At 66.9% G+C, this 25421-nt stretch carries 21 protein-coding genes; 11 read left to right on the top strand and 10 right to left on the bottom strand.

Annotation, left to right across the window (positions count from 1 at the left end):
* Positions 1–84: 84 nt before the first annotated feature.
* Positions 85–1737 (top strand): glucose-6-phosphate isomerase, encoded by a 1653-nt coding sequence (gene pgi / locus J2848_RS00655; protein ID WP_149230559.1) that lies wholly within the window; start codon positions 85–87, stop codon positions 1735–1737.
* Positions 1738–1888: 151 nt separating this feature from the next.
* Positions 1889–2140, top strand: a complete 252-nt coding sequence (locus tag J2848_RS00650; RefSeq protein WP_149230558.1) for a hypothetical protein — start codon at positions 1889–1891, stop codon at positions 2138–2140.
* 4 nt (positions 2141–2144) lie between these two features.
* On the opposite strand, the gene J2848_RS00645 is transcribed toward J2848_RS00650, so the two are convergent.
* From J2848_RS00645 to J2848_RS00625, 5 genes are all read right to left on the bottom strand, one after another.
* Positions 2145–3035, bottom strand: coding sequence for a LysR family transcriptional regulator (locus J2848_RS00645; protein ID WP_149230557.1), 891 nt, complete (start codon positions 3033–3035; stop codon positions 2145–2147).
* A gap of 103 nt (positions 3036–3138) precedes the next feature.
* Entirely contained in the window at positions 3139–4323 is a 1185-nt protein-coding gene (locus tag J2848_RS00640; RefSeq protein WP_149230556.1) for an acetate/propionate family kinase, read from the bottom strand.
* A 14-nt stretch (positions 4324–4337) separates the two neighbouring features.
* Entirely contained in the window at positions 4338–5726 is a 1389-nt protein-coding gene (locus tag J2848_RS00635) for a bifunctional enoyl-CoA hydratase/phosphate acetyltransferase (RefSeq protein WP_149230866.1), read from the bottom strand.
* Positions 5727–6280: 554 nt separating this feature from the next.
* Complete coding sequence (locus tag J2848_RS00630; protein ID WP_149230555.1) at positions 6281–8551, bottom strand: sensor histidine kinase; 2271 nt, start codon at positions 8549–8551, stop codon at positions 6281–6283.
* A 302-nt stretch (positions 8552–8853) separates the two neighbouring features.
* Complete coding sequence (locus J2848_RS00625) at positions 8854–10305, bottom strand: ATP-binding response regulator (RefSeq protein ID WP_246193747.1); 1452 nt, start codon at positions 10303–10305, stop codon at positions 8854–8856.
* A 301-nt stretch (positions 10306–10606) separates the two neighbouring features.
* Between J2848_RS00625 and J2848_RS00620 the strand changes: the two genes are divergently transcribed.
* The 3 genes from J2848_RS00620 (at position 10607) to J2848_RS00610 (ending at position 13651) form a co-directional block, all read left to right on the top strand.
* Positions 10607–12169: a PAS domain-containing sensor histidine kinase gene (locus J2848_RS00620; protein ID WP_246193746.1), complete on the top strand. Its 1563-nt coding sequence runs from the start codon at positions 10607–10609 to the stop codon at positions 12167–12169.
* 115 nt (positions 12170–12284) lie between these two features.
* Positions 12285–12776, top strand: a complete 492-nt coding sequence (locus J2848_RS00615; protein WP_149230554.1) for an MmcB family DNA repair protein — start codon at positions 12285–12287, stop codon at positions 12774–12776.
* Between the two features lie 98 nt (positions 12777–12874).
* The gene (locus J2848_RS00610; RefSeq protein ID WP_281288548.1) at positions 12875–13651 is read left to right on the top strand and encodes a response regulator; all 777 of its coding nucleotides are present in this window, start codon (positions 12875–12877) and stop codon (positions 13649–13651) included.
* A 52-nt stretch (positions 13652–13703) separates the two neighbouring features.
* Here J2848_RS00610 and J2848_RS00605 read toward each other — a convergent pair whose 3' ends face one another.
* Positions 13704–14969, bottom strand: coding sequence for a D-alanyl-D-alanine carboxypeptidase family protein (locus tag J2848_RS00605; protein WP_149230552.1), 1266 nt, complete (start codon positions 14967–14969; stop codon positions 13704–13706).
* A gap of 484 nt (positions 14970–15453) precedes the next feature.
* Here J2848_RS00605 and J2848_RS00600 point away from each other — a divergent pair, with 484 nt between their 5' ends.
* Positions 15454–16161, top strand: a complete 708-nt coding sequence (locus J2848_RS00600) for a hypothetical protein (RefSeq protein WP_149230551.1) — start codon at positions 15454–15456, stop codon at positions 16159–16161.
* A 7-nt stretch (positions 16162–16168) separates the two neighbouring features.
* Here J2848_RS00600 and J2848_RS00595 read toward each other — a convergent pair whose 3' ends face one another.
* The gene (locus J2848_RS00595; protein ID WP_149230550.1) at positions 16169–16930 is read right to left on the bottom strand and encodes a proteasome-type protease; all 762 of its coding nucleotides are present in this window, start codon (positions 16928–16930) and stop codon (positions 16169–16171) included.
* Positions 16931–17396: 466 nt separating this feature from the next.
* Here J2848_RS00595 and J2848_RS00590 point away from each other — a divergent pair, with 466 nt between their 5' ends.
* The 5 genes from J2848_RS00590 to J2848_RS00570 all read left to right on the top strand — a co-directional run bounded on the left by J2848_RS00590 (position 17397) and on the right by J2848_RS00570 (position 22759).
* On the top strand, positions 17397–17909 hold the full coding sequence (locus tag J2848_RS00590; protein ID WP_149230549.1) for a phasin family protein: 513 nt from the start codon (positions 17397–17399) through the stop codon (positions 17907–17909).
* Positions 17910–18250: 341 nt separating this feature from the next.
* Complete coding sequence (locus J2848_RS00585) at positions 18251–18730, top strand: phasin family protein (protein WP_149230548.1); 480 nt, start codon at positions 18251–18253, stop codon at positions 18728–18730.
* Between the two features lie 355 nt (positions 18731–19085).
* Complete coding sequence (gene clpS / locus J2848_RS00580; RefSeq protein WP_063633957.1) at positions 19086–19412, top strand: ATP-dependent Clp protease adapter ClpS; 327 nt, start codon at positions 19086–19088, stop codon at positions 19410–19412.
* Positions 19413–19420: 8 nt separating this feature from the next.
* Complete coding sequence (gene clpA, locus J2848_RS00575; RefSeq protein ID WP_109075459.1) at positions 19421–21736, top strand: ATP-dependent Clp protease ATP-binding subunit ClpA; 2316 nt, start codon at positions 19421–19423, stop codon at positions 21734–21736.
* Positions 21737–21895: 159 nt separating this feature from the next.
* The gene (locus J2848_RS00570) at positions 21896–22759 is read left to right on the top strand and encodes an NAD kinase (protein ID WP_318604927.1); all 864 of its coding nucleotides are present in this window, start codon (positions 21896–21898) and stop codon (positions 22757–22759) included.
* Positions 22760–22775: 16 nt separating this feature from the next.
* On the opposite strand, the gene J2848_RS00565 is transcribed toward J2848_RS00570, so the two are convergent.
* The 3 genes from J2848_RS00565 to J2848_RS00555 are packed head-to-tail and all read right to left on the bottom strand — an operon-like array spanning position 22776 to position 25128.
* A complete protein-coding gene (locus J2848_RS00565; RefSeq protein WP_149230547.1) occupies positions 22776–23963 on the bottom strand; it encodes a PP2C family protein-serine/threonine phosphatase in 1188 nt (395 codons plus the stop codon).
* 10 nt (positions 23964–23973) lie between these two features.
* The gene (locus tag J2848_RS00560) at positions 23974–24777 is read right to left on the bottom strand and encodes an ATP-binding protein (RefSeq protein WP_149230546.1); all 804 of its coding nucleotides are present in this window, start codon (positions 24775–24777) and stop codon (positions 23974–23976) included.
* Between the two features lie 45 nt (positions 24778–24822).
* Positions 24823–25128, bottom strand: a complete 306-nt coding sequence (locus J2848_RS00555) for an STAS domain-containing protein (protein WP_149230545.1) — start codon at positions 25126–25128, stop codon at positions 24823–24825.
* Positions 25129–25421: the final 293 nt, after the last annotated feature.

The following is a 25421-nucleotide window of genomic DNA, read 5'->3' as shown; positions in this document are numbered from 1 at the left end:
GGCCGCCGGTCGGTGTTAGGCTCCCCTCGCCCAGCAAGATGGGCCGCGTCAAAGGACCGCTGACGTCAAGGAGTCCAAAGCATCATGACCGCGCTGACCCGTTCCCCCGCCTGGGCCGCTCTCGCCCAACACCGCCAGGACATGGCCGGCACGCACATGCGTGACCTGTTCACCGCCGATTCCGGCCGGTTCAAAGCCTTCTCCATGGAAGCGGCGGGGCTGTTCCTCGACTATTCGAAGAACCGCATCACGCAGGACACGGTCCGCCTGCTGCTCGACCTCGCCCGCCAGCAGGATGTCGAGGGCGCCCGCGCCCGCATGTTCGGCGGGGAGCCAATCAACCTGACCGAAAAGCGCGCGGTCCTGCACACCGCGTTGCGCAACCGTTCCGACCGCGCCGTCACCGTCGACGGTCGCGACGTGATGCCCGGCGTACGCGCGGTGCTGGAACGGATGGACACCTTCGCCAATTCGGTGCGCGACGGAGAGTGGCGCGGCTACACCGGCCAGCCGATCACCGATGTGGTGAACATTGGCATCGGCGGCTCCGACCTCGGTCCCGTCATGGCAACGGAGGCACTGAAGCCCTTCGCCCATGCCCATGTCGCCCTGCATTTCGTCTCCAACGTCGACGGCACCCATCTGGCCGAGCAGCTGAAGTGGCTGGACCCGGAGACGACCCTGTTCGTCATCGCCTCCAAGACCTTCACGACGCAGGAGACGCTGACCAACGCCCATTCCGCCCGCCGCTGGTTCCTGGAAACGGCGAAGGACGAGGCGCATGTCGCCAAGCACTTCGTCGCCGTCTCCACCAACGAGGCGGAGGTGCGGAAGTTCGGCATCGACCCGGCCAACATGTTCGGCTTCTGGGACTGGGTCGGCGGCCGCTACTCACTGTGGTCGGCCATCGGCCTGCCGATCATGATCGCCATCGGGCCGGAGCGCTTCGCCGAGCTGCTGGCCGGCGCCCACGCGATGGACGAGCATTTCCGCACGGCACCGCTTGAGCGCAACATGCCGGTGCTGCTGGGCCTGCTGGGTGTCTGGTACCGCAATTTCTGGGACGCCTCGTCCTACGCCGTGCTGCCCTACGACCAGTATCTGCACCGCTTCCCCGCCTATCTCCAGCAGCTGGACATGGAGAGCAACGGCAAGTCGGTGACCCGCGGCGGCGAGCCGGTGGACTACCAGACCGGCCCGGTGCTGTTCGGCGAGCCGGGCACCAACGGCCAGCATGCCTTCTATCAGCTGATCCATCAGGGCACCTCGCTGATCCCCTGCGATTTCGTGGCGGCGGCGACCACCCACAACCCAATCGGGGCCGAGGCCGGCGCTCATCACCGCATCCTGCTGTCCAACGTCTTCGCTCAGGCCGAGGCGTTGATGCGCGGCAAGACCGCCGACGAGGTGCGGGCGGAAATGACCAAGGCCGGCAAGCCGGCGGCGGAGGTTGAGGCGCTGGTTCCCCACCGCGTCTTCCCCGGTAACCGCCCGTCCAACACCATCCTGATGGAAAGCCTGACCCCGGCGACCCTGGGCGCCCTGATCGCGCTTTACGAGCACAAGGTCTTCGTTCAGGGCATCGTCTGGGACATCAACAGCTTCGACCAGTGGGGCGTCGAGCTGGGCAAGCAACTGGCCAACACCATCCTGCCGGAGATGGAGAGCGGCCCAGCCGAGGGTGCCCATGACGGCTCCACCACCGGTCTGATGGCATGGTGGCGGGCGCACCGGTAAGCACAGGTCCGGCTTACGCCCAATAATCGTATGCGTACGGTCGCAATCGGGTTGGTGAAACCCGGCCCGATGGCGCCCGGAACATTGCGGCATTGTTCCGGTTGAAGCGGGAAATGGTCCTTGCACCAGCCCACTTCAGCGGAGCAGCCCCATGACCACCCGTTTACGCCTCGCCATCCTGATCTACGGCATGATCCAGGGTGTGGTCTTCGGCATCGGCACCGTTCTGGTCCTGGCGGTCCCCAGCTTTTCCGAACAGGCGATGACCCTGATGCCGACCGTGGTAATCCTCAGCATCCTGCTTGCAGCACCCATCGCCTGGTTCATGGCGCCGCGGCTGCGGCTGCGCTTCTGGCAACAGCGGGAACGGCAGCAGGCCCCGCGCCGCGTCACCTTGTCCTGACGGCTCAGCCTGCCGCCTCTTCCGCGACTATGGCGAACAGCCAGTCGCGGAAGGCGCGCATGGTCGGCGTCTCCGGCCGCGACTTCAGCGAGGTCAGCCAATAGGCGCCCCTGCACACGGTGACGGCGAAGGGTTGCTCGATCAGCCCCACCGCCAGCGGCCGACGGAACATCGCCACCGGAGCCAACGCCACACCGGCTCCTTGGATCGCTGCCTCCACCATCAGGGAGGACGAGTCGAACACCGGCCCCTTGACCGGCGGCATCGCCGAAGGCTCGATTCCGGCGGCGGCGAACCAGCCCGGCCATTCGTCCGACCGGTAGGAGCGCAGCAGGGTCTCGCGCCCGACATCGATAGGTTCGCGCAGCCGTCCGGCAATCTCCGGAGCGCACAGCACCGACAGCGGCGCGTCGAACAGGCGGACGGCGTCGGTGCCGTGCCACGCGCCGTCGCCGAAGCGGATAGCGTAGTCCAGCCCTTCCGCCGCGATGTCGACGCGGTTGTTGTTGGTGGACAGGCGCAGGTCGACGAAGGGATGCGCCTCGCGGAAGCGGCTCAGCCGCGGCAGCAGCCAGCCGACGGCGAAGGTGCCGACGGCGCCGACCGTCAGCACCTCGCGGAAGCGCCCGTCCTCGAACTGGTCGAGCAGCCCGCCGATGCGGTCGAACGCCTCCTCCAGCGTCGGCAGCAGCGCCCTCCCCTCGTCGGTCAGGGCGAGGCCGCGTGGCAGGCGGTGGAACAGGCTGGCACCCAGCCGCTCCTCCAGCAGCTTGACCTGATGGCTGACGGCGGCCTGGGTCACGCACAGCTCGATGGCGGCGCGGGTGAAGCTGAGATGCCGCGCCGACGCCTCGAAGGCACGCAGGGCGTTCAGCGGCAGATAGGGGCGGACCACGGGTTCCCCGGACGATGCTTGATGCCGGAGGGGGTGCTAGCACTGAATGGCGGGTGGACTCCAGCGGGATGTGGGGGCGCCGTCAGCTGGCGCCCCCAAACCCTCACCGCCCCGTCAGCACCTTGCGGGTGTGCAGCGCGATCATCCGTTCCTCGTCAGTCGGGATGACGTAGACCGGCAGGCGGCTGCCGGGGCTGGAGATCTTCGCGGCATTGGCCTCGTTGGCCGCCGGGTCGATCTCCACACCCATCCAGGCCAGCTTGTCGCCAACCCGCGCCCGCACGGGGGCGGAGCGTTCGCCGATGCCGGCGGTGAACACCACGGCGTCCACCCCGCCCATCGAGGCGGCGAGCGCGCCGGTCTCCTTGGCGATGCGGAAGCAGAACAGCTCCACCGCCTCCTGCGCATGCGGGTCGCTGCTGTCCAGAAGCGTGCGCATGTCGTTGGAGATGCCAGACACGCCGAGCAGGCCGGACTTGTTGTACAGCAGCTTCTCGATGGCGCCGGCATCCATGCCCTTGCGCATCAGATAGATCAGCACGCCGGGGTCGATGGTGCCGCAACGGGTGCCCATCGGCAGGCCGTCCAGGGCGGTGAAGCCCATGGTGCTGTCGACGCTGCGCCCGCCATGGATGGCGCACATGCTGGCACCGCTGCCGAGATGGGCGACCACCACCCGCGAATCACCCAGTTCCGGCGCGATTTCCGGCAGGCGGCGGGCGATGTACTCATAGGACAGGCCGTGGAAGCCGTAGCGGCGCACGCCCTCCTCCGTCAGGTCCCGTGGGATGGCGAAGGTCTGCGCCTGCCAGGGCTGGTTGCGGTGGAAGGCGGTGTCGAAACAGGCGACCTGCGGCAGCTCCGGATGCGCCTCGGCCAGCGCACGGATGGCGGCGAGGTTGTGCGGCTGGTGCAGCGGGGCGAGCGGCACCAGACCGTCCAGCTCGTCCAGCACGGCGGGGGTCAGCAGCACCGGGGCAGCGTGGCGGATACCGCCGTGCACCACCCGGTGGCCGGCGGCGATCAGCGTCGCCCCCTCCAGCCGCTCCTCGATCCAGTCGAGCAGGTAGGACAGCAGGGCGGTGCGGTCGCTGGCTTCCCCCGCCCCCCAGCTCTTTTCAGCGAGCGGACGGCGCTGGGCGTCCTTGGCTTCGAACACCGGCTGGGTGCCGATGCCCGAGATCTGGCCGTTGATGGTGACCACCGGATCCCCGCCGCCATGATCCCGGAACACCGAGAATTTCAGGCTGGAGGAGCCGGCATTGATGACGAGGATCGCGTTGGACATGGCGTCTGGCTTTCTCACTCGGCCGCGGCGGCAGCACCGCGGCGGCGGGCGGCGGCCGACAGGACGGCCACGGCGCAGGACGCCAGACGGGTGCGCACATTGTCGGCGCGGCTGGTCAGGATGATCGGCACGCGGGCACCCAGCACGATGCCGGCGGCGTCCGCATGGGCCAGGAAGGACAGCTGCTTGGCCAGCATGTTGCCGGCCTCCAGGTCGGGAACCAGCAGGATGTCGGCCTGACCGGCCACCTCGGACTTGATGCCCTTGGTGATGGCGGCCTCGCGGCTGATGGCGTTGTCGAAGGCCAGCGGGCCGTCGAGGATGCCGCCGGTGATCTGGCCGCGGTCGGCCATCTTGCAGAGCGCGGCCGCTTCCAGGGTCGAGGCGATCTTGGTGTTGATGGTCTCGACCGCCGACAGGATGGCGACGCGCGGCACCTCGACCCCCAGCACCTTGGCGAGGTCGATGGCGTTCTGGACGATGCTGACCTTGTCCTCCAGCGTCGGGTAGATGTTGATCGCCGCATCGGTGATCAACAACGGCCGCGGGTAGGTCGGGACATTCATCACGAAGACGTGGCTGAGACGGCGGCCGGTGCGCAGGCCGGTCTCCTTCTTCACCACCTCGCCCATCAGCTCGTCGGTGTGCAGGCTGCCCTTCATCACCGCTTCGCACTCGCCGGTGCGGGCAAGCCGCACGCCGGTCTCAGCCGAGGCATGGCTGTGGGCGACGTCGACGATACGGTAGCGCGAGATGTCGAGACCATGGGCATCGGCGACGGAGCGGATCTTAGCTTCCGGCCCGACCAGCACCGGGTCGATCAGGTTCGCTTCGGCCGCCTCGACGGCGCCGCGCAGCGAGCTTTCGTCACAGGGATGGACGACGGCGGTCGGCACCGGCGGCAGCGACTCGCACTTCTTCAGCATCAGCTCGTGACCGTCATGGCGGATCACCTGCACCTGCGGCAGTTCCGCCGCGGCGCGGCACACCTTCTCGGTCGGGGCGATCACCTCGGCCACGCCGGTCGCGACCGTCCGGCCGTCCTGGTTGACGCACAGGCAGTCGAAGACCACCGTCTTGCGCACGGCGTCTTTCGACTTGGCGGTGACGGTCACGGTGACGATGTCGCCCAGCAGGACCGGACGCTCGAACCGCAGATCCTGGCCGACATAGACGGTGCCGGGACCGGGCAGCAGGGTGCCGAGAACGGCGGAGATCAGCGAGCCCGACCACATGCCATGGCCGACCACCTTGTGGTCGACGGCGTAATCCTCGTCCACATGGGACGGGTTGAGGTCGCCGGACACCGTCGCGAACAGCTCGATGTCGGACATGGTCAGGCGGCGCGACAGGCTCGCCTGCTGGCCGATGCGGATTTCCTCGAACGTGACGTTTTCGATCATGGGGCTGCCGTTCTTGCCGGTCGGAACGATGCCGCTGCGACCCGCCTGGGCGGCGGAGGGGGCGGCGATGGCGGTGTCCATACTCAATGCTCCTAAAAAGGATCGCGGCGCCCGACCAACGGATCCCGCCGGAACGGCGAAAGCCCGAATGCCGGTGACCGGACCGGATGCCCGATTGGCCGGGGCACCCGTCGCGGCGGCAGGCCGTATCCTCCCAAGCCCGGTTCCCGTGGCCCCCGGCGCCCCGCAGGGCGGCCATGGCGACGGGCCGAACTCCGTCTTGTTGGGTTCCTTTGAAACGGAACCGTCACCTCCCAAGGATTTCCCAAGGAGTGTGCTTGTGCGAAAGCAATAGCCCCTATGGCGAAGGGGACCAATGACCTACATCAATAAAGTCGCCAAGCCATTGTTGCAGCTGAGTTACTGGGATCGTTTCGGTTCAGTGAGCAGACGCAGCATAACCGAAACTTGCGCAGACTCGGACGGGAAAAGCGGACCGGTGGGCAGGATTGCCACCATTGCGCGCTGCGGAATGGCGCAGGACGGCAAACCGCTCAGTCCGCCGCGGCGGAGCAGGAGCAAGTCTGCGCGACCAGCGGCACGCTGACCGTGAAGACGGTGCCACGCCCCACGCGCGAGCGCACCGTAACGGGATGGTCAAGCATCTGGGACATGCGGCGGACAATGGACAGGCCCAGGCCGAGCCCGCGGCCGCTGTCGCGCTGATCGGTGCCGCAGCGGTAGAAATCCTCGAAGATCGCGGCCATTTCCGCCTCGGCGATACCGGGGCCGGTGTCCCACACCTCGATGGACAGGCGCGGCCCGCCATCGGCGTCGAACCGGCGCCGGCAGCCGAGCAGGATCCGTCCGTCGGTGGTGTAGCGCAGGGCATTGACCAGCAGGTTGCGCACCATCCGTTCCAGCAGGATCGGATCGCTCTGCACGCGGACGGAACAGGGAACCGTCCGCAACATGAGACCGCGGTCGATCGCCTGATCGCCGATCTCCACCGCCAGCCGGCTGAGGATCTCCTGAACGTCGAAATCGACGACGCGCGGCTTGACGTTGCCGACCTCCAGCGCCGAGGTGTCGAGCAGGGTGGACAGCAGCGTGTTGCCGGCCGTCAGCGCCTCCCCCAGCTTGTTCGCCACCTCCACCTGCTGGGGATCGTCCAGCTTGGACATCAGGATGTGGTGGAACAGGCTCATCGCCTGGAACGGTTGGCGCAGGTCATGGCTGGCGGCGGCGAGGAAACGGCTCTTGGCTTGGTTGGCCCGCTCCGCCTCGGCATGGGCGCGGGCCAGCGCCTCGCGGATGTCGGCCGATTCCGTCACGTCGATGGCGGCGCAGATGACTCCGGCCACCGCCCCCGTCTCGTCGCGCATCGGTTCCACCGACAGGTCGAGGACCCGGCGGCTGCCGCTGTAGGTCAGTTCCAGTTCGCGCCGGGTCCCGGTCCCGCTTTCCATCACCGACCGCTTGAGCGCGACCGTCCGCGCCGCTTCTTCCGGTGGGAACAGCTCGTCATCGGTCCGGCCGATCATGCGCTCCGGATGCAGGTCAACACGCGGGCAGTAGATCCACAGGTGCCGCAGGTCCCGGTCCTGACTGAACAGCGTCACCTTGGAATAGCGCAGAGCCATCCGGAACCGCTCCTCGCTCTCGCGCAGAGCGCGGGCCATGGCGGCGCGGGCGCGCGCCTCGGTCTGGAGCAGGCGCTTGGTCCTCGCCTCGCGCAGGACATAGGCAGCGACGCCGGCGGTCAGCAGAAGCCCGCCGATCAGCATCGTCCAGGCCAGGCGGTCATCCGCGCTGAACAGCCGTGCCGCGTCCGGCACAACGTAGAGCCGCCACACCCGGCCGCCATAGGCGATGTCGCGAACGATGGCATAGGGCGCCGCGGGACCGGTCAACTGCTCCACGGTAAGGGCATGGATCGGCGGATGCGGCAATTCGCCGGGTCGGCTGATCGCTCCTTCGGCGGCGAGAAAACGCGGTGTTCCGGACTCCGGCGGGATCGGCGGCTCCAGCAGGTAGGCGTCGCCGACGGTCGGCCCGACCCGGCGCACCGTATCGCGCAGCAGCTGTCCGACATCGAAGCTGGTCCACAGGAAGCCGGTCAACACATCGCAAAGAATGCGTCCGCCGGCGGACGCACGGCCCTCCTCGAAATCGACCTCGCGCGAATAGACCGGCAGGTAGATCAGCACAGACCCCTTGCCCAGTTGCGTCTTCAGCGGTTCACCGTCGGCAACGACGATCCGGTTGGCCGCGCAGGAGCGGAGCAGCAGGTCGCGCTGGCCGGGAAGGCCGGCCATGTCCAGCCCGACCAGCCCGGCGGCGGACCGCGGTTCGGCCAGCACATTGACGAACCGGTCGGCCGCCAGCCCGTTGGTGGCGTCGGCGGTATCCCGGTCCCCCCCGGCATCGCCCCTGTGGACGGCGAAGGAGCTGTGGCCGGCCGCACGCATGGCGCGCTCCAGCAGCGGAACGTCCCGTTCGGCGATCCGGCGCGCCCAGGCAACCGCGTGCAGGTTTGGATAGAGCGGAAGCAGCGGTCCGGCGGCAGAGGCGAAACTCGCGTCCGTGACCGGAGCCGGACCGGCCAGCGGACCACTCAGCGCGCGCAGAAGCACGCTCTGATCCTCGAAACTCGACTTCAGTTCGTCATGAAGCTGTATCGCCTGACGGTCGGCCAGCGTCAGTTCGGCTTCGCGGGTGGCGCTCCGGATCATCAGAAAGGCTGAAAAGGACAGGAACAGCCCGGCTGTGACGATCACCGCCAGCGCCCCCGTCCGCCCCCCTTCCCGATACCGCCGGTACATCCGAACGCCCTCCACCCAACACGACCCAACAGCGAGTGTTCGAAGTGATCATAGCGAAGGAAAGACATAAATGGGTATGTGAAACTTCAAATCCAAACGAAAGGAGGAGATCCCTCTAACCATTGGTGGAGAGATTGGACTATTGCACTGAGGAGATTAGACGAAACTCTGTTGCACTTTGCCGCATTCCATCAAATCTCGTTTCAGGAATGTCATTGCAGCGCACAAAACTCTGACAGTTTCGACACTCTATCTTTTGCCTACTTCTTCAGGAACTATCCGCACGCCGCCGATCTTTGTTGTCAAAGAGGATCATGTCCGAGCAGACGGATGACGGCGGCACGCAGGGCAAGCGGGGCCACCGGCTTGTGCAGCAGCGGATAGCCTGACAGCCGCGCCTCGCGCAGACGCTTGGGATCGGTGTCGCCGGTCAGGATCATCCCCGGAACCGGACGGTCGAACAGCTTGGCGATCTGCCGGATCGCAACGATGCCGTTGGCGGCACCCTTCAGCCGCAGATCGGAAATGATCAGGTCGAAGGGTTCGGGCGCCGGACCGATCCGCTCGACCGCCATGTCATAGGACTCCGCGCCGACGATGCTGCATCCCCATTGCCCAAGCAGCGCCTCCAGCGCCGCCAGCACCATGGGATCGTCCTCGATCACCAGGATGCGGGTGCAGCTGATGTCGGTGGTGCCGCTGCCGGAGGCCGGCTGCGAAGTTGAGGCACCCTCTGCCAGTCCGGGCGCATCCACCCCTTCGGCGGCTCCCTCGGCGGCAAGTTCGACCGACAGGGGAACCAGCACGGCGAAGACGGTGCCCCGCCCCTCCGCGGCGCAGACCTCCAGCCCAAGGCCGAGTTTGCGGGCAAGCCCGCGCACCAGGGTCAGGTCCAGCCCCAGCACCGCCGCGCCCTCCCCGGCCGGCTTCGCCAGTTCCGTCCGCAAGGCGGCCAGCCGTTGCGGTGATAGGCCACGGCCGCTGTCCCACACCTCGATGCGCAGGCGGTCACCGCGCAGGCGACAGCCCAGCAGCAGGCGTTCCCGCACCGTGCCGCGCAGGGCGTTGGCGACCAGCCCCTGCAACAGACGTTCGAGCAGCGCAGAGTCGGTTCGTACGATTGCCGAACAGGGCATCACGGTGAAGCGCAGGCCACGGTCGGCAAAGCGGGGCGCCACCTCCAGCGCCAGACGCATCAGCACGCCGTTCACCGCATGGGTGCGGATGTCCGGCTCGATCAGGCCGCTTTCCAGGCGGACGAGGTCGAAATGGCCATCGACCATGCTGCGCATCGATTCGACCGCCTGCGCCATCGAATGCAGCAGGTCGCGCCCCTCCCCCGCTTTGGCGTCCAGCGTGCCGTCCAGCGTGCCGATGAGCAGGGAGAGCGCGGCCAGAGGCTGGCGCAGGTCGTGGCTCGCCGCCGCGAAAAGCCGGCCGGCGGGATCGGGCATCGACTGCACCACCGGAGGGCTGGCGCCTGAAGGAGCAGTAGAAGACGAACCGCCGAACCGCCACACGGCGCCACTGCCGGCAAGCCGCAGCACCTGCCGATCAGGCGCCGTGTCCGGTCCCATACCGGAGGAGAGGCTGGCCTCCAGTTCGCAAGCGGGCAGGCCGATGGTCAGGCGTCCGGCCAGAAACGGCAATTCCGCCGCCGCGGGCGTCCAGTCGGCAAGCCGTCCATCGCCCCCGAACACCAGAAGGGCCGGCTCCGCGCCGCCGGTGTCGTCCTGGCTGCCGTTCACGGTCACCCCTGTATCCCAAGCCTCATGTTCCGATAGGACTCAGACTATGGAAGGCACGGCCCATTGCAAAGCCTGCCATTGGGCAGATCGACGGCGAAGATCATAACGGACACCGCAATCAAACCTTTTGTTGCTTTTTCGGCAAATCCGAAGTGCTCGAGAGGCACATCCTGAGCTATGTCGCAATTCGACAAATAATCAGCCACACCACAGGCTTGCCCTTCAGCGTTTCTTAGGAATAGGCCGCAATGATGGCGGGATGGAGTGCGACACGCAGACTTGCGCCGATTCCGGGCGCGATAGGACGATGGCTGAGGAATTCCCGCCTGTCGATCCGCTGCTGTCGGCTATGCTGCAACTGCCGGACGCAGTTGCATTACTGAAGGCGCATCATGATTGCACCGGCGCGCTGACCGACCTGGAATGGCTGTCCGCCAACCCGGCGGCGGAGCGGCTGCTGGGCATCACGCCGCTCGCCGGGCGGCGGCTGCGTGGCGGCGGCACCGATGCCGCCTGCCCCGGACTGTTCGCCGCTCTTGCCGACGCCCTGCACGGGTCGGTGGAGCGCACCGTCGCAGCACGACGCGGCGCAACGTCGGTGCGCTGGCGGGTGGCGGCCGGCCCGGCCCCAGGCGGGGTGTGCACCGTGCTGACCGACCTCGGCCCGGAAACGCCGACGTTGGCCGAGGCGCTGGCCGAAAGCCTGACCGCGGCGCTGGAGCACAGTGCGGAGAGCTTCGCCCTGTTCGACCATGCGGACCGCTTGGTCCATGCCAACGGCCGGCTGAAACGGGACCTGCCCGATCTGGCCGACCAGCTGGTTCCCGGCATTTCGTTCGAGGAGCTGGCCCGGCGTTTCGCCCTGGCCGACCCGCGCCTGACCACCGAAGAGGAGCGCAGTGCCTGGGTGGCGGAGCGGCTGGAGCGCCATCGCCGCCTGGAACCGCCGGTGGTGGTGCCGCTGCCCGACGGGCGTTGGCTGCTCAGCCGCGAACATGCAGTGCCGGGCGGCGTGCTGGTCCATTACACCGACGTCACCACGTTGAAGCTGAACGAGGAGCGGCTGCGCGTGCGCGAGGCGGAGGCGCGCGCCGCCCGCGCCGAGGCGGAAAGCGCCAGCCGCGCCAAGAGCGCCTTCCTGGCCCAGATGAGCCACGAACTGCGCACACCGCTGAATGCCGTTCTGGGCTTCTCGGAGATGCTGCTGTCGGAAGCATTCGGGCCGCTTGGCAACCCGCGCTACCACAGCTATGCCGGCGACATCCGCGATGCGGGAACCCATCTGCTGGCGCTGATCGACGACATTCTGGAACTGTCGCGCCTGGACAGCGGCGGCATGCCGATGGCAGAGGAGGGGGTGGACCTCGATACGCTGTCGCTGCGCGTCGTCTCCGCCTTGCAGGAGGTGGCAAGGGAGGGCGACGTCCGCATGCGCCGTGAGGTGCCGGCCACCCTGCCGCTGCTTCAAGGCGATGCCCAGGCGCTGACCCAGATGCTGACCAACCTGCTGTCCAACGCCGTCACCCACACCCGCCCCGGCGGCGAGGTGGTGCTGACCGCCCATCTGATGCCGGAGGGCGGAATCGGGCTGATGGTGGCCGACACCGGTGTCGGCATCCCGACAGCCGAGCTTCCGCGCATCCTCCATCCGTTCGAGCCGTCGGATTCAACCATCGCCCGCAACTCCCGGGGGACCGGGTTGGGGCTGCCGATCGTCAAGCGGCTGGTGGAGATGCATGGCGGGCGGATGGAACTGACCAGCGAGCCCGGCGTCGGCACTGCGGTCGTTCTGGTCTTCCCCGCCGACCGCAGCCTGCCGCGCGATCGCTGCCGGCCGGCCCCACTGCCCCCGGTCATCCTGCCAGCCTGATTCCGCTGGCCCGATCACCATCACCCACCTTTTGCCCCTTGGCGAGGGCGTGCCGACAGGTCATTGTGGGGCGCATGTTCTCCACACGTTCCCGTTCTAATGGTGGCACCACGCCATGAGCGACGACATTGCCGTTCCGGTTCCCAGCGATGGGACCCTCCCGTTGGCAGGGGGTGCGCCACCGATCTTCCGCGGCGTCCGGCGGGCGCTGGCGACACGCGGCTATGCGACCATGACCGAATTCCGGCTGGCGAGCGGCCGGCGGGCCGATGTGCTCGCCATCGACGAAGCCGGCAACATCCTGATTATCGAGGTGAAGAGCGGCGTTCCCGATTTCCGCTCCGATCAGAAATGGCAGGAGTATCGCGAATGGTGCGACGCCTTCTATTTCGCCGTCGATGACAGTTTCCCAACCGAGCTGATCCCGGAGGAATGCGGCCTGATGGTCGCCGATGCCTATGGCGCGGAGATCCTGCGCGAGGCACCGGTCGCCAAGCTGGCCGCCGCCCGCCGCAAGATGCTGCTGCTGCGCGCCGCAATGACCGGGGCCGGCCGCCTGCACCGGATCGAGGATCCGATGTTCACCCAGGCCTCGCCGACGGTGTGACCCGGCGCCTGTGGGCTGGCCGCCCGTCCACGGGGATGCGCCCGGGCACGGAACCGGCTAGACTGCTGTCTCCAGATCAACCGGGAAGAGCGACCGGCATGCCGGCGGACCAGACGGGCACAGCCCCCCCCTTTACAGCGCCCCCCTTGCACATCCTGCTGGCGGAGGACGAGACGGTCACCCGCCTCGCTGCCCGCGCCCTGCTGGAGCGTGCCGGGCATCGCGTGGTGGCGGTGGAGGACGGGCCGGCCGCCGTGGCCGCGGCTGCGGAAAGCGCCTTCGACCTGATCCTGATGGATCTGGGCCTGCCCGGCCTGCCCGGCGACGAGGCGGTCCGGGCCATCCGGCGTCAGCCCAACGGTACCGCTCCCCGCATCCTGATGCTGACCGCCAGTGCGACCGCTGAAGGCCAGGACCGTTGTGCGGTCTGCGGCGCCGACGGCACGCTGATCAAGCCACTGCGGTTGGACACCCTTTCGGCAACGCTTGACGGCAGTCGGGGCGGCGGAGCGCCGGCCTCGATGTCGGCGACCGAACCGGCCTTCGATGAGGGCGCCATCAGGACGATGCGGGAAATGCTGCCCGCAGCCCGCGTTGCCGAACTGATCGGCAAGACGGCAGCGGTGCTGCGCCAGCATGGACAGGCGCTGGACGAGGCACTGGGGCGCGGGGACCGGGCGACCGCCGGAGCGATGGCCCACAAGATCGCCGGCGTGTCCGGCCAATATGGCTGCGTCGCCCTGCGCCGGTCCGCCCGCGCGCTGGAGGCGGAGCTGGAACAGCCGAACACCGTTCCGGCCCGCCGGGCCGATGAGGTGACCGGCATGCTGGCGGCGGCGCTGGAGTTTCTGGAACGCAGCGCCGCACGGGGATGAAAGCCCCCGCCGACGGCGCTGGTGGTCCGGCGTCGCCTGTCAGCCCTGGCCTCTAGCCGCGCTCTCCGGGCGAAACGGCGACACAGTGATGGCCGTGCTTGGTCAGGACGGCGCAGGCCTTGCGGGCGTCCTTCTCGTCCAGGCCGGTCAGGCGGGCGCGGTAGACGGTCTCCTTACCGGTCTTGGCCTCGACCACACTGGCCTTGGCGCTGCGCAGCAGGAACGGTGCCTGCTTGACCGCCTGCGACACCGCTTTGTTGCCGGCCGCCTTGCTGGAGAAGGCGCCGACCTGGACCCCCCAGTGCGAGGAACTGCCGCCGCGAGAGGACTTCTCCTCCCGGGTCGGTGCCACCGGGATCGGAGCCGGAACCGCCGCCGTCTGCAGGGAGGCGCGGACCGGCTTGGCCTTCACCTCCGGCTCTTCATCGTCGTCGTCCCCCTCGCCATCGACAGCGTCGGAGCGGGTGGTGTCGAGGCTCGCCATGACCGGCGCATCGTCGCGGCCGCGGTTGGGCCGACCGAAGGCCTGGTCGAGCAGCGCCGCCATCTTGTTGTCGCGCGAGACCGCCGACTTGCCGCCCAGCACCACGCCGACCAGCCGCCGCCCGTCGCGCACCGCCGAGGCGGCGAGGTTGAAGCCGGACGCCACGGTGTAGCCGGTCTTGATGCCGTCCATGCCCTCGTAGCGGGACATCAGGTGGTTGTGGTTGGCCAGGGTGCGGCCGCCATAGACGAAGTTGCGGCGGCTGAAATAGGGGTAATATTTGGCATGGTCGCGCATCAGCGCGCGGGACAACGCCGCGTAGTCGCGGGCGGTCGTCACCTGCTCCATGTTCGGCAGGCCGGAGGCGTTGCGGTAGACGGTGTGGCGCATGCCCAGTTCGCGGGCCTTGCGCGTCATCATCTCGGCGAAGCGCGACTCGGTGCCGCCCAGCGCCTCCGCCAGCACCACCGCGGCGTCGTTGGCCGACTTGGTGACGAGGCCGAGGATCGCCGTCTCCACCTTCAGCGTCTGGCCGGCGCGCAGGCCGAGCTTGGTCGGCGACATGCTCTCCGCCCAGGACGAGACCGGCAACTGCTGGTCGAGGGTCAGACGACCGTCCTCGAGCGCGTCGAAGGTCAGGTAGAGCGTCATCATCTTGGTCAGCGACGCCGGATGGGTGATCGCGTCGGCGTCCTGGTCGATCAGCACCTGCCCGGTGCGGGCGTCGACGACGATGGCCGCGGCCTTCGCCGCCAGCGCTTCCGCCGCGGACAGGCCGGAGCCGACGGCCACCATGCCCAGCAGCGCGGCTGCCGCGAGCAAATGGCGACCCACACCCGCCGAACTCCGCCCGCCGGCCGTATCCGCCGCGCGAAAGGCGAACGGAAACAATCCGTTACGAACGGTGTTGCGCGTTACACTCATGATGGCCCCGCCAACCGCTAGATCTTGGTGCTTGGTTCAATGGTAAATTCGTGCGAAATCAGTGTCTAGCATGAATTCGTTAATTTACTGCTTTGGCTTTTCGCAGTTTCTGTGGCCAAAATCGCGGGTCCTGCATGAAGAGGAAAGGAACGGCGGGGACGGCACGGCGGACGGGTTGCGGCAAGGGGCAAACGGGTTACCGGCGCCCTCCGACAGGCTGAAGCCCACCGGAGCCCGCATGTCGGCTCTTGCCGCCACGCCCTTCGTTCTCCACCTACCAGGGGCCGCTGACGCGAGGCAAGCGACAATGAGCCGTGGTCATCAAAGAAGCGTTCGGACAAGTTTCCTGGCCACTCTTTTCCGCCGCGCCTTCCGCCAAGGTGCGGCAGCGGCCATGGCCGCCTCTCTGCTGGCGCTTGCCGGTTGCAGTTCGGTGGGGCCGACCGACAACCCGCTGGCGCGCAAGCTGACCTGGTTCAGCTATCTCAACGGCGACGACCTGCGCACCCGCTGCGGCAAGGACGGCGCCGACCGCTATCGCCTGATCTTCAACGCCGACTACAATCGGCACGTGCGCACCTACGACATCATCGGCGATCCCGAGCGCGGCGGTGCGGTGGTCGAGGCGCATGTGATCGAGGCGACCGACCTCGCACGCCTGACGCTGGCCGATCCCTTTTCCGCCGCGCGCGGCAATACCGCGACCCTGCAGCTGAGCGCCGCGCAGTTCGACAGCTTCGTCGGCCGCCTGCGCGAGGACGGGGCGTTCGACCCACCGCCCCAGGGGCTGCGGCTGCCGTCCAACGGCTTCTATTGGCTGATCAACGGCTGCCGGGCCGGGCAGTGGTTCTTCACCGCCTACCCCTATCCGTCCAGCCGCTTCACCGACGCCCGTTTCCCGGAGCTTCTGCGCAGCATCGATCCGACCGGCATCGCCTTTCCCGGCCTGCCGCCCGCCGATGAGGCGCCGCGTACCCTGCCCCCTTCCGGCCAGTTGGCGGACGGCGGCGTGTTCTTCGAGGTCCAGGTCGGACGTGATGGCCTGGTGGGTCCCACCGCCCCCTTCGGGGCGCTGCTGCTGAGCGCCCTTCCGGGGTATTGAGAGAGGATCAGGCCGTCTCTTCCGCGATCCGTCGTGGACGCATCTCTTCCGGAACCAGCGTCTCGACCCAGGGGCCGTCCGGCATGCGTCGAGCCAGTTCGGTCAGGTTGCGGTTCCACCACTGGCGCTGTTCGCTGAGGTCGTCATAGTCGTAGTTCGACTGGCGCCAGCTGCGCGATTCGGCATGGTAGGACACCATGTCGATGGGGAAGCCGACGTCGTTGCTGGAGAAGCGGGTGCTGTCGAAGGACAGGTAGGCCAGCTTCAGCGCCGTCTGCATGTCGGTGCCGTAGGTCAGCGCGCGGTCCAGGATCGGCTTGCCGTAGGCGGTGGCGCCGATCGACAGGTAGGGCGTGCGCTCGTCCACCTCGATCCAGTTGCCCTCCGGATAGACCAGGAACATGTAGGGTTCGCGGTCTTCGGCCAGCTGGCCGCCGACGATGGCATGCAGGTTGAAGTGCAGCTTCGACGCCTCCAGCGACTCCTTATCCTCCGCGGCGACTTGCCGCAGGCAGGCGGTGAAGGCCGAAACCGCGTCCAGCATGGTCGAATAGGATTCGCCCCGGCGCTTCTGCATGTCGCGGCGCAGATAGGCCAGCGTCTTGTCGCGCACGCTGCGCAGACCGGAATTCATGATGAAGAAGCGGTCGCTACCGCTGCCCATCATCGTGACCTTGCGGGCCGACGAGAGCTGCGATCCGCTGGTGATCCGGCCGTCCGACAGACCGATCAGGCCGTCACGGGTCTTGATGCCAAGGCAATAGGTCATGATCGAAATGGTCCCGAAGATGCGGCCTGAAGAGCGGATGGCCCGGCGCGCCGCGTCCAAGCGCCGCACCTGACCATTGGCCGAGGCGAATCCCGCCCGCAGCCACGCTACACTTGTCCCAGCGCCGGTAAAGCCTTCGTTAAGGACATCCGCCGCAGGCCCGGCAACAGGGGTGACGCGGCTGTCATCGAAGCTTCGCGCGATAGGGGTATGGTGCAGCGCAAGGTATTAAGCCGGATACACCCCGAACGGACTGTTGACACCGCGCTTTGCTTAGCCCATAAAATCCTTATATTGCAGTGCAACATTTCCCGAGCGTCGCCTTGCGGTGTCCGGGGGAAAACAGCAACGGCTGCACAACGTAAAAAACGCAACGCACACCGCTGCCGGCAGGCTCTTCGCCACGCTTTGCGGCGGATGGGTCTCACATACGAACGCCGGCATCAGCCAGGAAGGAACGCGCGTCATGAACCAGTTCACGCCGAAGTCGCTCGAAAACGTCGCCGCCCAGGCCAAGGAGCAGTATGAGGGCCTGGTGAAGGCTGGCCAGGAGCAGACGGTCAAGCAGTTCGAGCAGACCGCGACCGCCGCCAAGGAGCAGTTCGAGAAGACCGCCGCCCAGCTGCTGAAGAGCTACGAGGACCTGCAGGCCACCGGCAAGGCCAATGTCGAGGCGCTGATCGCCAGCAGCACCATCGCCGCCAAGGGCGCCGAGGATCTGGGCCGCGAAGTCGTCGCCTATGGCCAGTCGGCGCTGGACAAGTCGATCACCACCGGCAAGGCCCTGCTGACCGCCAAGACCATCCAGGAAGTGGTGGAGCTGCAGAACGATTTCCTGAAGTCCAGCTTCGACGCGATGCTGGCCGAGACCAGCCGCCTGCAGGAACTGACCACCAAGGTCACCAACGAGGCGCTGGCCCCGCTGAACGCCCGCGTCACCGCGACGGTCGAGACCTTCGCCAAGCCGCTCGCCGCCTGATCGGCCGATCGGACCTGTCAGACGGCACCAGACGGCCGGGGTTCAGCGATGGACCCCGGCATCGCAAACGGCCCGGCAACCTCCACGCGGTTGCCGGGCCGTTCTGCGTTCGGGCATATGGCATCAACCTCTCCGGAATTTCGCGTCAAAGGATTTTGTGCAGTGCACAATAGTCATTGACTCCACTCCAAGCTGCCCTTATCTTCCGCTCATGTTGCAGTGCAGCATATCTCGGGCGCCCGCCCCGACGGGGCCCGAGGGTTTCAACCCACTCCGCAACCGGCCGCCGCATCGTCGGGGCCGCGCGGTTGACCCCTTGAGAGAGCGCGAGGAGCATAGCCATGTCCGACCAGATCGCTGCCGTCACCAAGTCCGTCGAAGACGCCATCGCCACCGCCAAGCAGAACCTGGAAGGCTTGGTGAAGGCCCAGCAGGAGCAGATCGAGAAAGCCTCCGCCAAGGTGCTGAAGGGCTATGACGAGCTGACCGTTCTCACCAAGGAGAATGTCGACGCGCTCGTGAAGTCCGGCACCGTCGTCGCCAAGGGCGCGGAAGAGGCCGGCAAGCAGGTGGCTGCCTTCACCCAGTCCTCGCTGGAGAAGAGCGTGTCGAACGCCAAGGCCCTGCTGGCGGTGAAGACGATCCAGGAACTGGTCGAGCTGCAGAACGCCTACGCCAAGGCCAGCATCGACGCGCTGGTGTCGGAGAGCACCAAGCTGCAGGAGCTGACCGTCAAGATCGCCAACGAGGCGCTGGCCCCGCTGAATGCCCGCGTCAACGCCACGGTCGAGGTCCTGTCGAAGAAGCCGGTCGCCGCCTGACCGGCTTGGCCCCACCGGCTTTCTTGACTGGCGGGCAGACAAGGCCCACATGAAGGACCGCATCGTGACGGCCCGGCATCCCGGACAGGGATGCCGGGCCGTTTTGCGTGCGCATCCCCGTCCCGGCGACTCCACATGGCCCTACGCGAAGGACCCCACACGAAGGACTAGGGTTTTCCGCCGATTGCGGCCCAACCGGAAGAGGTGTCTCCTATTTCGGGGTATCGGAGGGCCGGATGGACCAAAGGAGGGTCTGCCAAATGGAGGGAGACCGAAAACGGCCCCTTCCCACCGCGCCCGAAATGACCATATCATTCTCAGTGACAGTGCATCGCGATGACATTCGACTGGGACCATGGCCGACTCTGACAAGCAGGGCAACGACGGCACAAACAGCGGCGTGGTCGTCAAGGCCAAGCCAAAGACAAAAAAGCCGTCGATGTACAAGGTGTTGATGCTGAACGACGACTACACTCCGATGGAGTTCGTCGTTCTCGTTCTCGAACGCTTCTTCAGCAAATCGCGGGAGGAAGCGACACAGATCATGCTGCATGTGCACCGGCGGGGTGTGGGGTTGTGCGGCGTGTTCACCTACGAGGTGGCGGAGACGAAAGTCACGCAGGTGATGGACTTTGCGCGCCAGCACCAGCATCCGCTTCAATGCACGTTAGAAAAGGATTAGACCCACACATGCTGTCGCGTAACCTGGAACAGACGCTGCACCGAGCCCTGGCCCACGCGAACGAGCGCAGGCATGAATACGCGACGCTCGAACATCTGCTTCTCGCGTTGACCGAAGACTCCGATGCTACCGCCGTCTTGCGCGCTTGCGGGATCGATCTCGACCGCCTGCGCGCGGAACTGTCGGATTACCTCGACAACGAGCTGGCGAACCTTATCACGAACAGGCCCGACGACGCCAAGCCCACGGCTGGTTTCCAGCGGGTTCTGCAACGTGCGGCCATCCACGTCCAGTCGTCGGGACGTGAGGAGGTAACGGGAGCAAATGTGCTCGTTGCCTTGTTCTCTGAACGCGAGAGCCACGCGGTTTACTTCCTGCAGGAGCAGGAAATGACCCGGTTCGACGCGGTCAACTACATCTCTCACGGAATCGCGAAGGCTCCGGGCCGCTCGGAAACAAAGCGTGTCTCGGGCGCTGACGACGAGGCGGCGGCGGAGAAGGTCGTGAAAAAAGGCAGCGAAGCGCTAGAGGCGTATTGTGTCAACCTGAACAAGAAGGCGTCCGGCGGGAAGATCGATCCGCTGATCGGCCGGGAGCAGGAGGTCGAACGGACCATCCAGATCCTGTGCCGGCGGTCGAAGAACAACCCGCTCTACGTCGGTGACCCCGGTGTCGGCAAGACAGCCATCGCCGAAGGCCTCGCCCGCCGCATCGTCCAGCAGGAAGTGCCGGAGGTGCTGCGCAACGCCACCATCTTCGCGCTCGACATGGGCTCGCTGCTGGCCGGCACGCGCTATCGCGGCGATTTCGAGGAGCGGCTGAAGGCCGTCGTGTCGGAACTCGAGGCGACGGAGGGGGCCATCCTCTTCATCGACGAGATCCACACGGTGATCGGCGCCGGCGCCACCTCGGGCGGGGCGATGGATGCCTCGAACCTGCTGAAGCCGGCGCTGGCGTCGGGTTCGCTGCGCTGCATCGGCTCGACCACCTACAAGGAATACCGCAGCTACTTCGAGAAGGATCGGGCGCTGGTCCGCCGCTTCCAGAAGATCGACGTCAACGAGCCGTCGGTCGAGGACGCGATCAAGATCCTCCAGGGCCTGAAGCCCTATTACGAGAAGCACCACAAGGTCACCTACACCAACGACGCCATCCGCGTCGCGGTGGAGCTGTCGGCCAAGTATATCGGCGACCGCAAGCTGCCCGACAAGGCCATCGACATCATCGACGAGGTCGGTGCGGCGCAGATGCTGCTGCCGGAGAACAAGCGTCGCAAGAAGATCGGCGTGAAGGACGTGGAGGCGGTGGTCGCCAAGATCGCCCGCATCCCGCCGAAGTCGGTCAGCCGCGACGACAAGGAAACACTGCTGAACCTGGAGCGCGACCTGAAGACCATGGTCTTCGGCCAGAACAAGGCGATCGACGCGCTGGTCTCCGCGATCAAGCTGGCCCGCGCCGGCCTGCGCGAGCCGGAGAAGCCCATCGGCAACTACCTGTTCACCGGCCCGACCGGTGTCGGCAAGACCGAGGTGGCCCGCCAGCTCGCCATGACGCTGGGCATCGAGCTGACCCGCTTCGACATGTCGGAGTATATGGAGCGGCACACCGTGTCGCGCCTGATCGGCGCCCCGCCGGGCTATGTCGGCTTCGACCAGGGCGGCATGCTGACCGACGCCATCGACCAGCACCCGCACTGCGTCCTGCTGCTGGACGAGATCGAGAAGGCCCATCCGGATCTGTTCAACATCCTTTTGCAGATCATGGACCACGGCAAGCTGACCGATCACAACGGCAAGATCGTCGATTTCCGCAACGTCATCCTGATCATGACGTCGAACGCCGGGGCCGCCGACATGGCCAAGCCCGCCATCGGCTTCGAGCGTGACCGCCGGGTCGGTGAGGACATCGAAGCGGTCGAGAAGATGTTCACGCCGGAGTTCCGCAACCGTCTCGACGCGATCATCCCGTTCGCGCCGCTGACGCAGGAGGTCATCAACCGCGTCGTCGACAAGTTCATCATGCAGATGGAAGCGCAGCTGGAAGACCGCGGCGTCTCCATCGAGCTGAACGAAGAGGCACGCGAGTGGCTGGGCAAGAAGGGCTACGACCCGCTCTATGGCGCCCGCCCGCTTGGCCGCGTGATCCAGGAGTACATCAAGAAGCCGCTGGCGGAAGAGCTGCTGTTTGGCAAGCTCAGCAAGGGCGGCTTGGTCAAGGTCACCGTCAAGGACGACAAGCCGGCCTTCGATTATGCCGAAGGCAACCGGCCGAAGCGCACCTCGGGCGACGATGATGAGGAAATGGTTTCGGAGATGGTCGAGTAAGTCCGGCCGCTCCGTTCCATATCGTAAAAAAGGGGACCGTCCGCGGTCCCCTTTTTCGTTGTGCGACCAATGGGTGCGACCGATGGATGCGCTCTTTTGCATCGTCTCGTCACCGCGCGATACTTTTGCGCGAAGGCCGGACTGGGGTATGGTCGCGCCATGACCGATCCCGCCGCCACGCCGCCGGCCGCCGTGCCCGCCCTCTTCCCGTCCGCAGATGCGCAGGCCCCCCTGATGCCCGCGCCCGACGCGTTGCGCATCGCCTTCGCCTGCGCCGACACGGATGAGGCGCGCGCCGCCCGCACCCGGCTGGTCCACCGCTATGGCAATGCCATGCCGGATGAAGCCGACGTCATCGTTGCGCTGGGCGGCGATGGCTTCCTGCTGGAAACCCTGCACCGGGGGCTGACCCGCAACCGCGAGCGCCCGACGCCGGTCTATGGCATGAACCGCGGGTCGGTCGGTTTCCTGCTGAACGCCTACCGCGAGGAGGATCTGGCCGAACGAATCGTGGAATCCCAGCATGTCCGCCTGCATCCGCTGCGGATGGTGGCGACCAGGGTCAATGGCGAACGGGTGGAGGCGCTTGGCATCAACGAGGTCTCGCTGCTGCGCGAGACTCGGCAGGCAGCCAAGCTGCGCATCACCATCGACGGGGTGGTCCGGCTGCCTGAACTGATCTGCGACGGCGCCCTGGTGGCGACGCCGGCTGGCAGCACCGCCTACAACCTGTCGGCCCACGGCCCGATCGTGCCGCTGAATGCCGGCGTGCTGGCCCTGACCCCGATCAGCGCCTTCCGCCCGCGACGCTGGCGCGGCGCACTGCTGCCGCACACCGCCAAGATCACCTTCGACGTGCTGGAGGAAGGCAAGCGTCCGGTCAGCGCCGTCGCCGACTTCACCGAAGTGCGCGAGGTTCTGCGGGTCGAGGTGCAGGAATGCCGCGAGGTCGGCCTGACCCTGCTGTTCGATCCCGAGCTGAACTTCGAAGAGCGCATCCTGAAGGAACAGTTCGCACCATAAGGCTCACGCCCCAGCTTCACGCCCTTCTGGCAACCCACACCGCGGTCAGATCGTCGCGCAGCGGCAGGCGGGTACGGGCATAGAAGCTGTCCATCATCGGGCGCAGCGGGTGCTGGCGGTCGCGGGCCAGCGCGTCGCGGACGAAATCGGGCACGGCATCCTGTCCCAGCGGGCCGATCTCGTCGCCGCCGCATTCGATCAGGGCGTCGCTGTAGAGGAATAGGAAGCCGCCGCGCGGCAGTCGATGGCTCTGGTCGACATACTGCGCCCGGCGCGAGACGCCCAGCACCAGCCCGGCCGAATCGAGCAGGCGGATGTCAGGCCCGTTTTCCTTGATCGCGGCCGGCGTCCCCAGCACCGGGTTGGGCGAGCCCGCTGCGGCGAAGGTCAGGGTATCGACGGCAATGTCGAGGATGCCGAAGAAGGCGGTGGCGAACTGCCCCCGCGGCAGCACATCGTTCAGCGCAACGTTCAGCTGCGCCAGCCATTGCGACGGCGTCATATGCTGCATTGGAAAGCGGTCGATCAGCGTGTGCAGGCGGAAGGTGTTGATCGCCGCCGTGATGCCGTGCCCGGCGAAATCGACCATCAGCAGCCCCAGCCGCCCGTCCCCCAGCGGATAGAGGCCCCAGAAATCGCCGCCCAGTTCCGACGAGGTCTCGAAATGGGCGTCCAGCGTCAGTCCGTAGCGGTCCGCCACCTCGGCCAGCCGCCGGTCCTCCGGCAGAAGCGAGGTCTGCATGGCGCGGGCGTGCGACAGCTCGCGCTGGACCCGCTCGCGGAAGGTGGCGAGGTCGTTGAACAGCTTACGCTTTTCCAGCTGGTGGCGGACGCGGGCCACGCATTCGCCGGGCTTGATCGGCTTGGAGATGAAGTCGCTGCCGCCGGCTTCGAAACAGCGGACCTGCTCCTCGTCGCTGTCCAGCGCAGTCTGGAACAGGACGGGAAGCTGCTCGTGCGTTGCATTGCGGCGGAGCGCCTGACACATCTCCAAGCCGTTCATCACCGGCATGTCGACGTCCAGCAGGATGAGGTCGGGGCGGAACCGGTCGACCGCCGCCAGCCCCTCGCGGCCGTTCTCGGCGAAAGCAATGTCGGTGATCCCGGCGCGGCGGATCACCAGGGCAAGCGATTTGCGGTTGAATTCATTGTCGTCGACGATTAGGACGCGGCAGTCCGACAGCGACAGGGCGGGCACGGCCATGGACGCTCCGTCAGCGGTCGAACTGCAGGACGGTGCAGCGTCCGCCGTCGGTCACCGTCACGCGTGAGGCCAGCGTCCGCATGAAGACGAAGCCGCGGCCCGACCGCGCCTTGTTGCCGGTGGTCGCCGGGGCTAGTTCGGTGTCGAAGCCACCGCCCTGATCCACCACCGCGATGGCGACGCAGCGGTCGTTCCAGCGGCAGAAGATGTCCAGCCGCCGCCGCGTCACGGCGGGGTCGCCCAGCCGGTCACGCATCATCTCGCTGAAGCGGCGGTAGCCGCCGGGCTCCCCCTTCACCGCACTCGACAGGCCCAGATTGCCGTGGACGATGGCGTTGGCGACGGCCTCGTGCAGGCAAAGCTCCACGTTGGACCGGCGTTGCGGCTCCAGCACACCGCGCCGCGCCAGTTCGTCGCAGACCAGCACCGGGCATTGCAGGCCATAGGCGGTGCCGGTGGTCAGCGACAGGTAGAAGCCGGGGAGGTCGGGATGGTCCGCCGCCGACGCCCCCGACCAGTCGTCGAGCGGCGCCGCCCTTTCGTCGGCGTCCTCCCCCAATTCCACCGTCAGGAAGGGGCTGCGGCCGAAGGCGGCGCGCAACCTGTCGTGATCGGCCCGTTCCATCAGCAGCGTTTCCACCGCCCGCCCGCCTGCCTGCCCTCCCCTTGCCGCGGGCTCGTCCAGGTGATCCTGCATCGTCCCGGCGAAGCGCGCCACGACGCGTGCGGCCATATCGGCCGGCACCCGGTCGCGCAACAGGCTGAAGCCGCGGACGGCCGGTTCGGCCATGCAATCGTAACGAGCGGCGTCCATGCGGCAAACTCCCCTGGGACAGAGACCGGCAAGCGGGCCGGCGGTTCAGAACTCGACGGTGATGACCTCGCTCAACCGCGCCAGTTCGATCGACCGCCTGACGTCGCCGGCCGGCCCGCGGACGATCATCTTGATGTTGCGGCTCTCGGTCTCGTCCTGCAGGACCAGCAGCATGCCGAGACCGGCGGAGTCGATGAACTCCAGCCCCGACAGGTCGAGGACGAATCGCCGTGCGGCGGACTGCTCCACCAGCGCGATGATATCACTCAGCCGGTCATGGTCGGTGAACTCCAGGCGGCCCGTCAGCCAGACTTCCGCCGCATCACCTGTGTTGATCGTCTTGAAATCCATGGATCCTCTCAACAGGTCCTCTCGACCGGTCCCCGGTCCCGGTCATGCCCATACAAATGCGCGCGAAACCAAGGGCATTCGCATATGCACAGTAGTGCAAGCGCTCACTTGCCCTCAAGTCCAGATACTACGCAGAGGCGCCCATTCCCTTTGCGCGCGACATTTCCCCTCAAACGCCCGTCCCTGGGACCCGCCCGCATGGACGGGCATCGCGCAACGGGGTAGAACGTCCTTGGGAAGGCACGCGCTTCGCGTGCCACGCCATTGCCAATGGCCCCCTAAAAAACCGTTGT

The sequence above is a fragment of the Azospirillum lipoferum genome (assembly GCF_024170005.1).
GTDB lineage: Bacteria > Pseudomonadota > Alphaproteobacteria > Azospirillales > Azospirillaceae > Azospirillum > Azospirillum lipoferum.
Note: the sequence above shows the minus strand (reverse complement) of the source record. Positions and strands in the feature narration are given on the sequence as shown.

Bases quoted from the DNA above. Each gene is read 5' to 3' on its own strand.
- J2848_RS00555 (WP_149230545.1), bottom strand. From the start codon at position 25,128: ATGGATTTCAAGACGATCAACACAGGTGATGCGGCGGAAGTCTGGCTG.
- J2848_RS00635 (WP_149230866.1), bottom strand. From the start codon at position 5,726: ATGATCGAAAACGTCACGTTCGAGGAAATCCGCATCGGCCAGCAGGCG.
- J2848_RS00585 (WP_149230548.1), top strand. From the start codon at position 18,251: ATGTCCGACCAGATCGCTGCCGTCACCAAGTCCGTCGAAGACGCCATC.
- J2848_RS00590 (WP_149230549.1), top strand. From the start codon at position 17,397: ATGAACCAGTTCACGCCGAAGTCGCTCGAAAACGTCGCCGCCCAGGCC.
- J2848_RS00630 (WP_149230555.1), bottom strand. From the start codon at position 8,551: ATGTACCGGCGGTATCGGGAAGGGGGGCGGACGGGGGCGCTGGCGGTG.
- J2848_RS00600 (WP_149230551.1), top strand. From the start codon at position 15,454: ATGGCCGCCTCTCTGCTGGCGCTTGCCGGTTGCAGTTCGGTGGGGCCG.
- J2848_RS00650 (WP_149230558.1), top strand. From the start codon at position 1,889: ATGACCACCCGTTTACGCCTCGCCATCCTGATCTACGGCATGATCCAG.
- J2848_RS00620 (WP_246193746.1), top strand. From the start codon at position 10,607: ATGGCTGAGGAATTCCCGCCTGTCGATCCGCTGCTGTCGGCTATGCTG.
- J2848_RS00615 (WP_149230554.1), top strand. From the start codon at position 12,285: ATGAGCGACGACATTGCCGTTCCGGTTCCCAGCGATGGGACCCTCCCG.
- J2848_RS00640 (WP_149230556.1), bottom strand. From the start codon at position 4,323: ATGTCCAACGCGATCCTCGTCATCAATGCCGGCTCCTCCAGCCTGAAA.
- pgi (WP_149230559.1), top strand. From the start codon at position 85: ATGACCGCGCTGACCCGTTCCCCCGCCTGGGCCGCTCTCGCCCAACAC.
- clpS (WP_063633957.1), top strand. From the start codon at position 19,086: ATGGCCGACTCTGACAAGCAGGGCAACGACGGCACAAACAGCGGCGTG.
- J2848_RS00565 (WP_149230547.1), bottom strand. From the start codon at position 23,963: ATGGCCGTGCCCGCCCTGTCGCTGTCGGACTGCCGCGTCCTAATCGTC.
- clpA (WP_109075459.1), top strand. From the start codon at position 19,421: ATGCTGTCGCGTAACCTGGAACAGACGCTGCACCGAGCCCTGGCCCAC.
- J2848_RS00610 (WP_281288548.1), top strand. From the start codon at position 12,875: ATGCCGGCGGACCAGACGGGCACAGCCCCCCCCTTTACAGCGCCCCCC.
- J2848_RS00560 (WP_149230546.1), bottom strand. From the start codon at position 24,777: ATGGACGCCGCTCGTTACGATTGCATGGCCGAACCGGCCGTCCGCGGC.
- J2848_RS00570 (WP_318604927.1), top strand. From the start codon at position 21,896: ATGACCGATCCCGCCGCCACGCCGCCGGCCGCCGTGCCCGCCCTCTTC.
- J2848_RS00595 (WP_149230550.1), bottom strand. From the start codon at position 16,930: ATGACCTATTGCCTTGGCATCAAGACCCGTGACGGCCTGATCGGTCTG.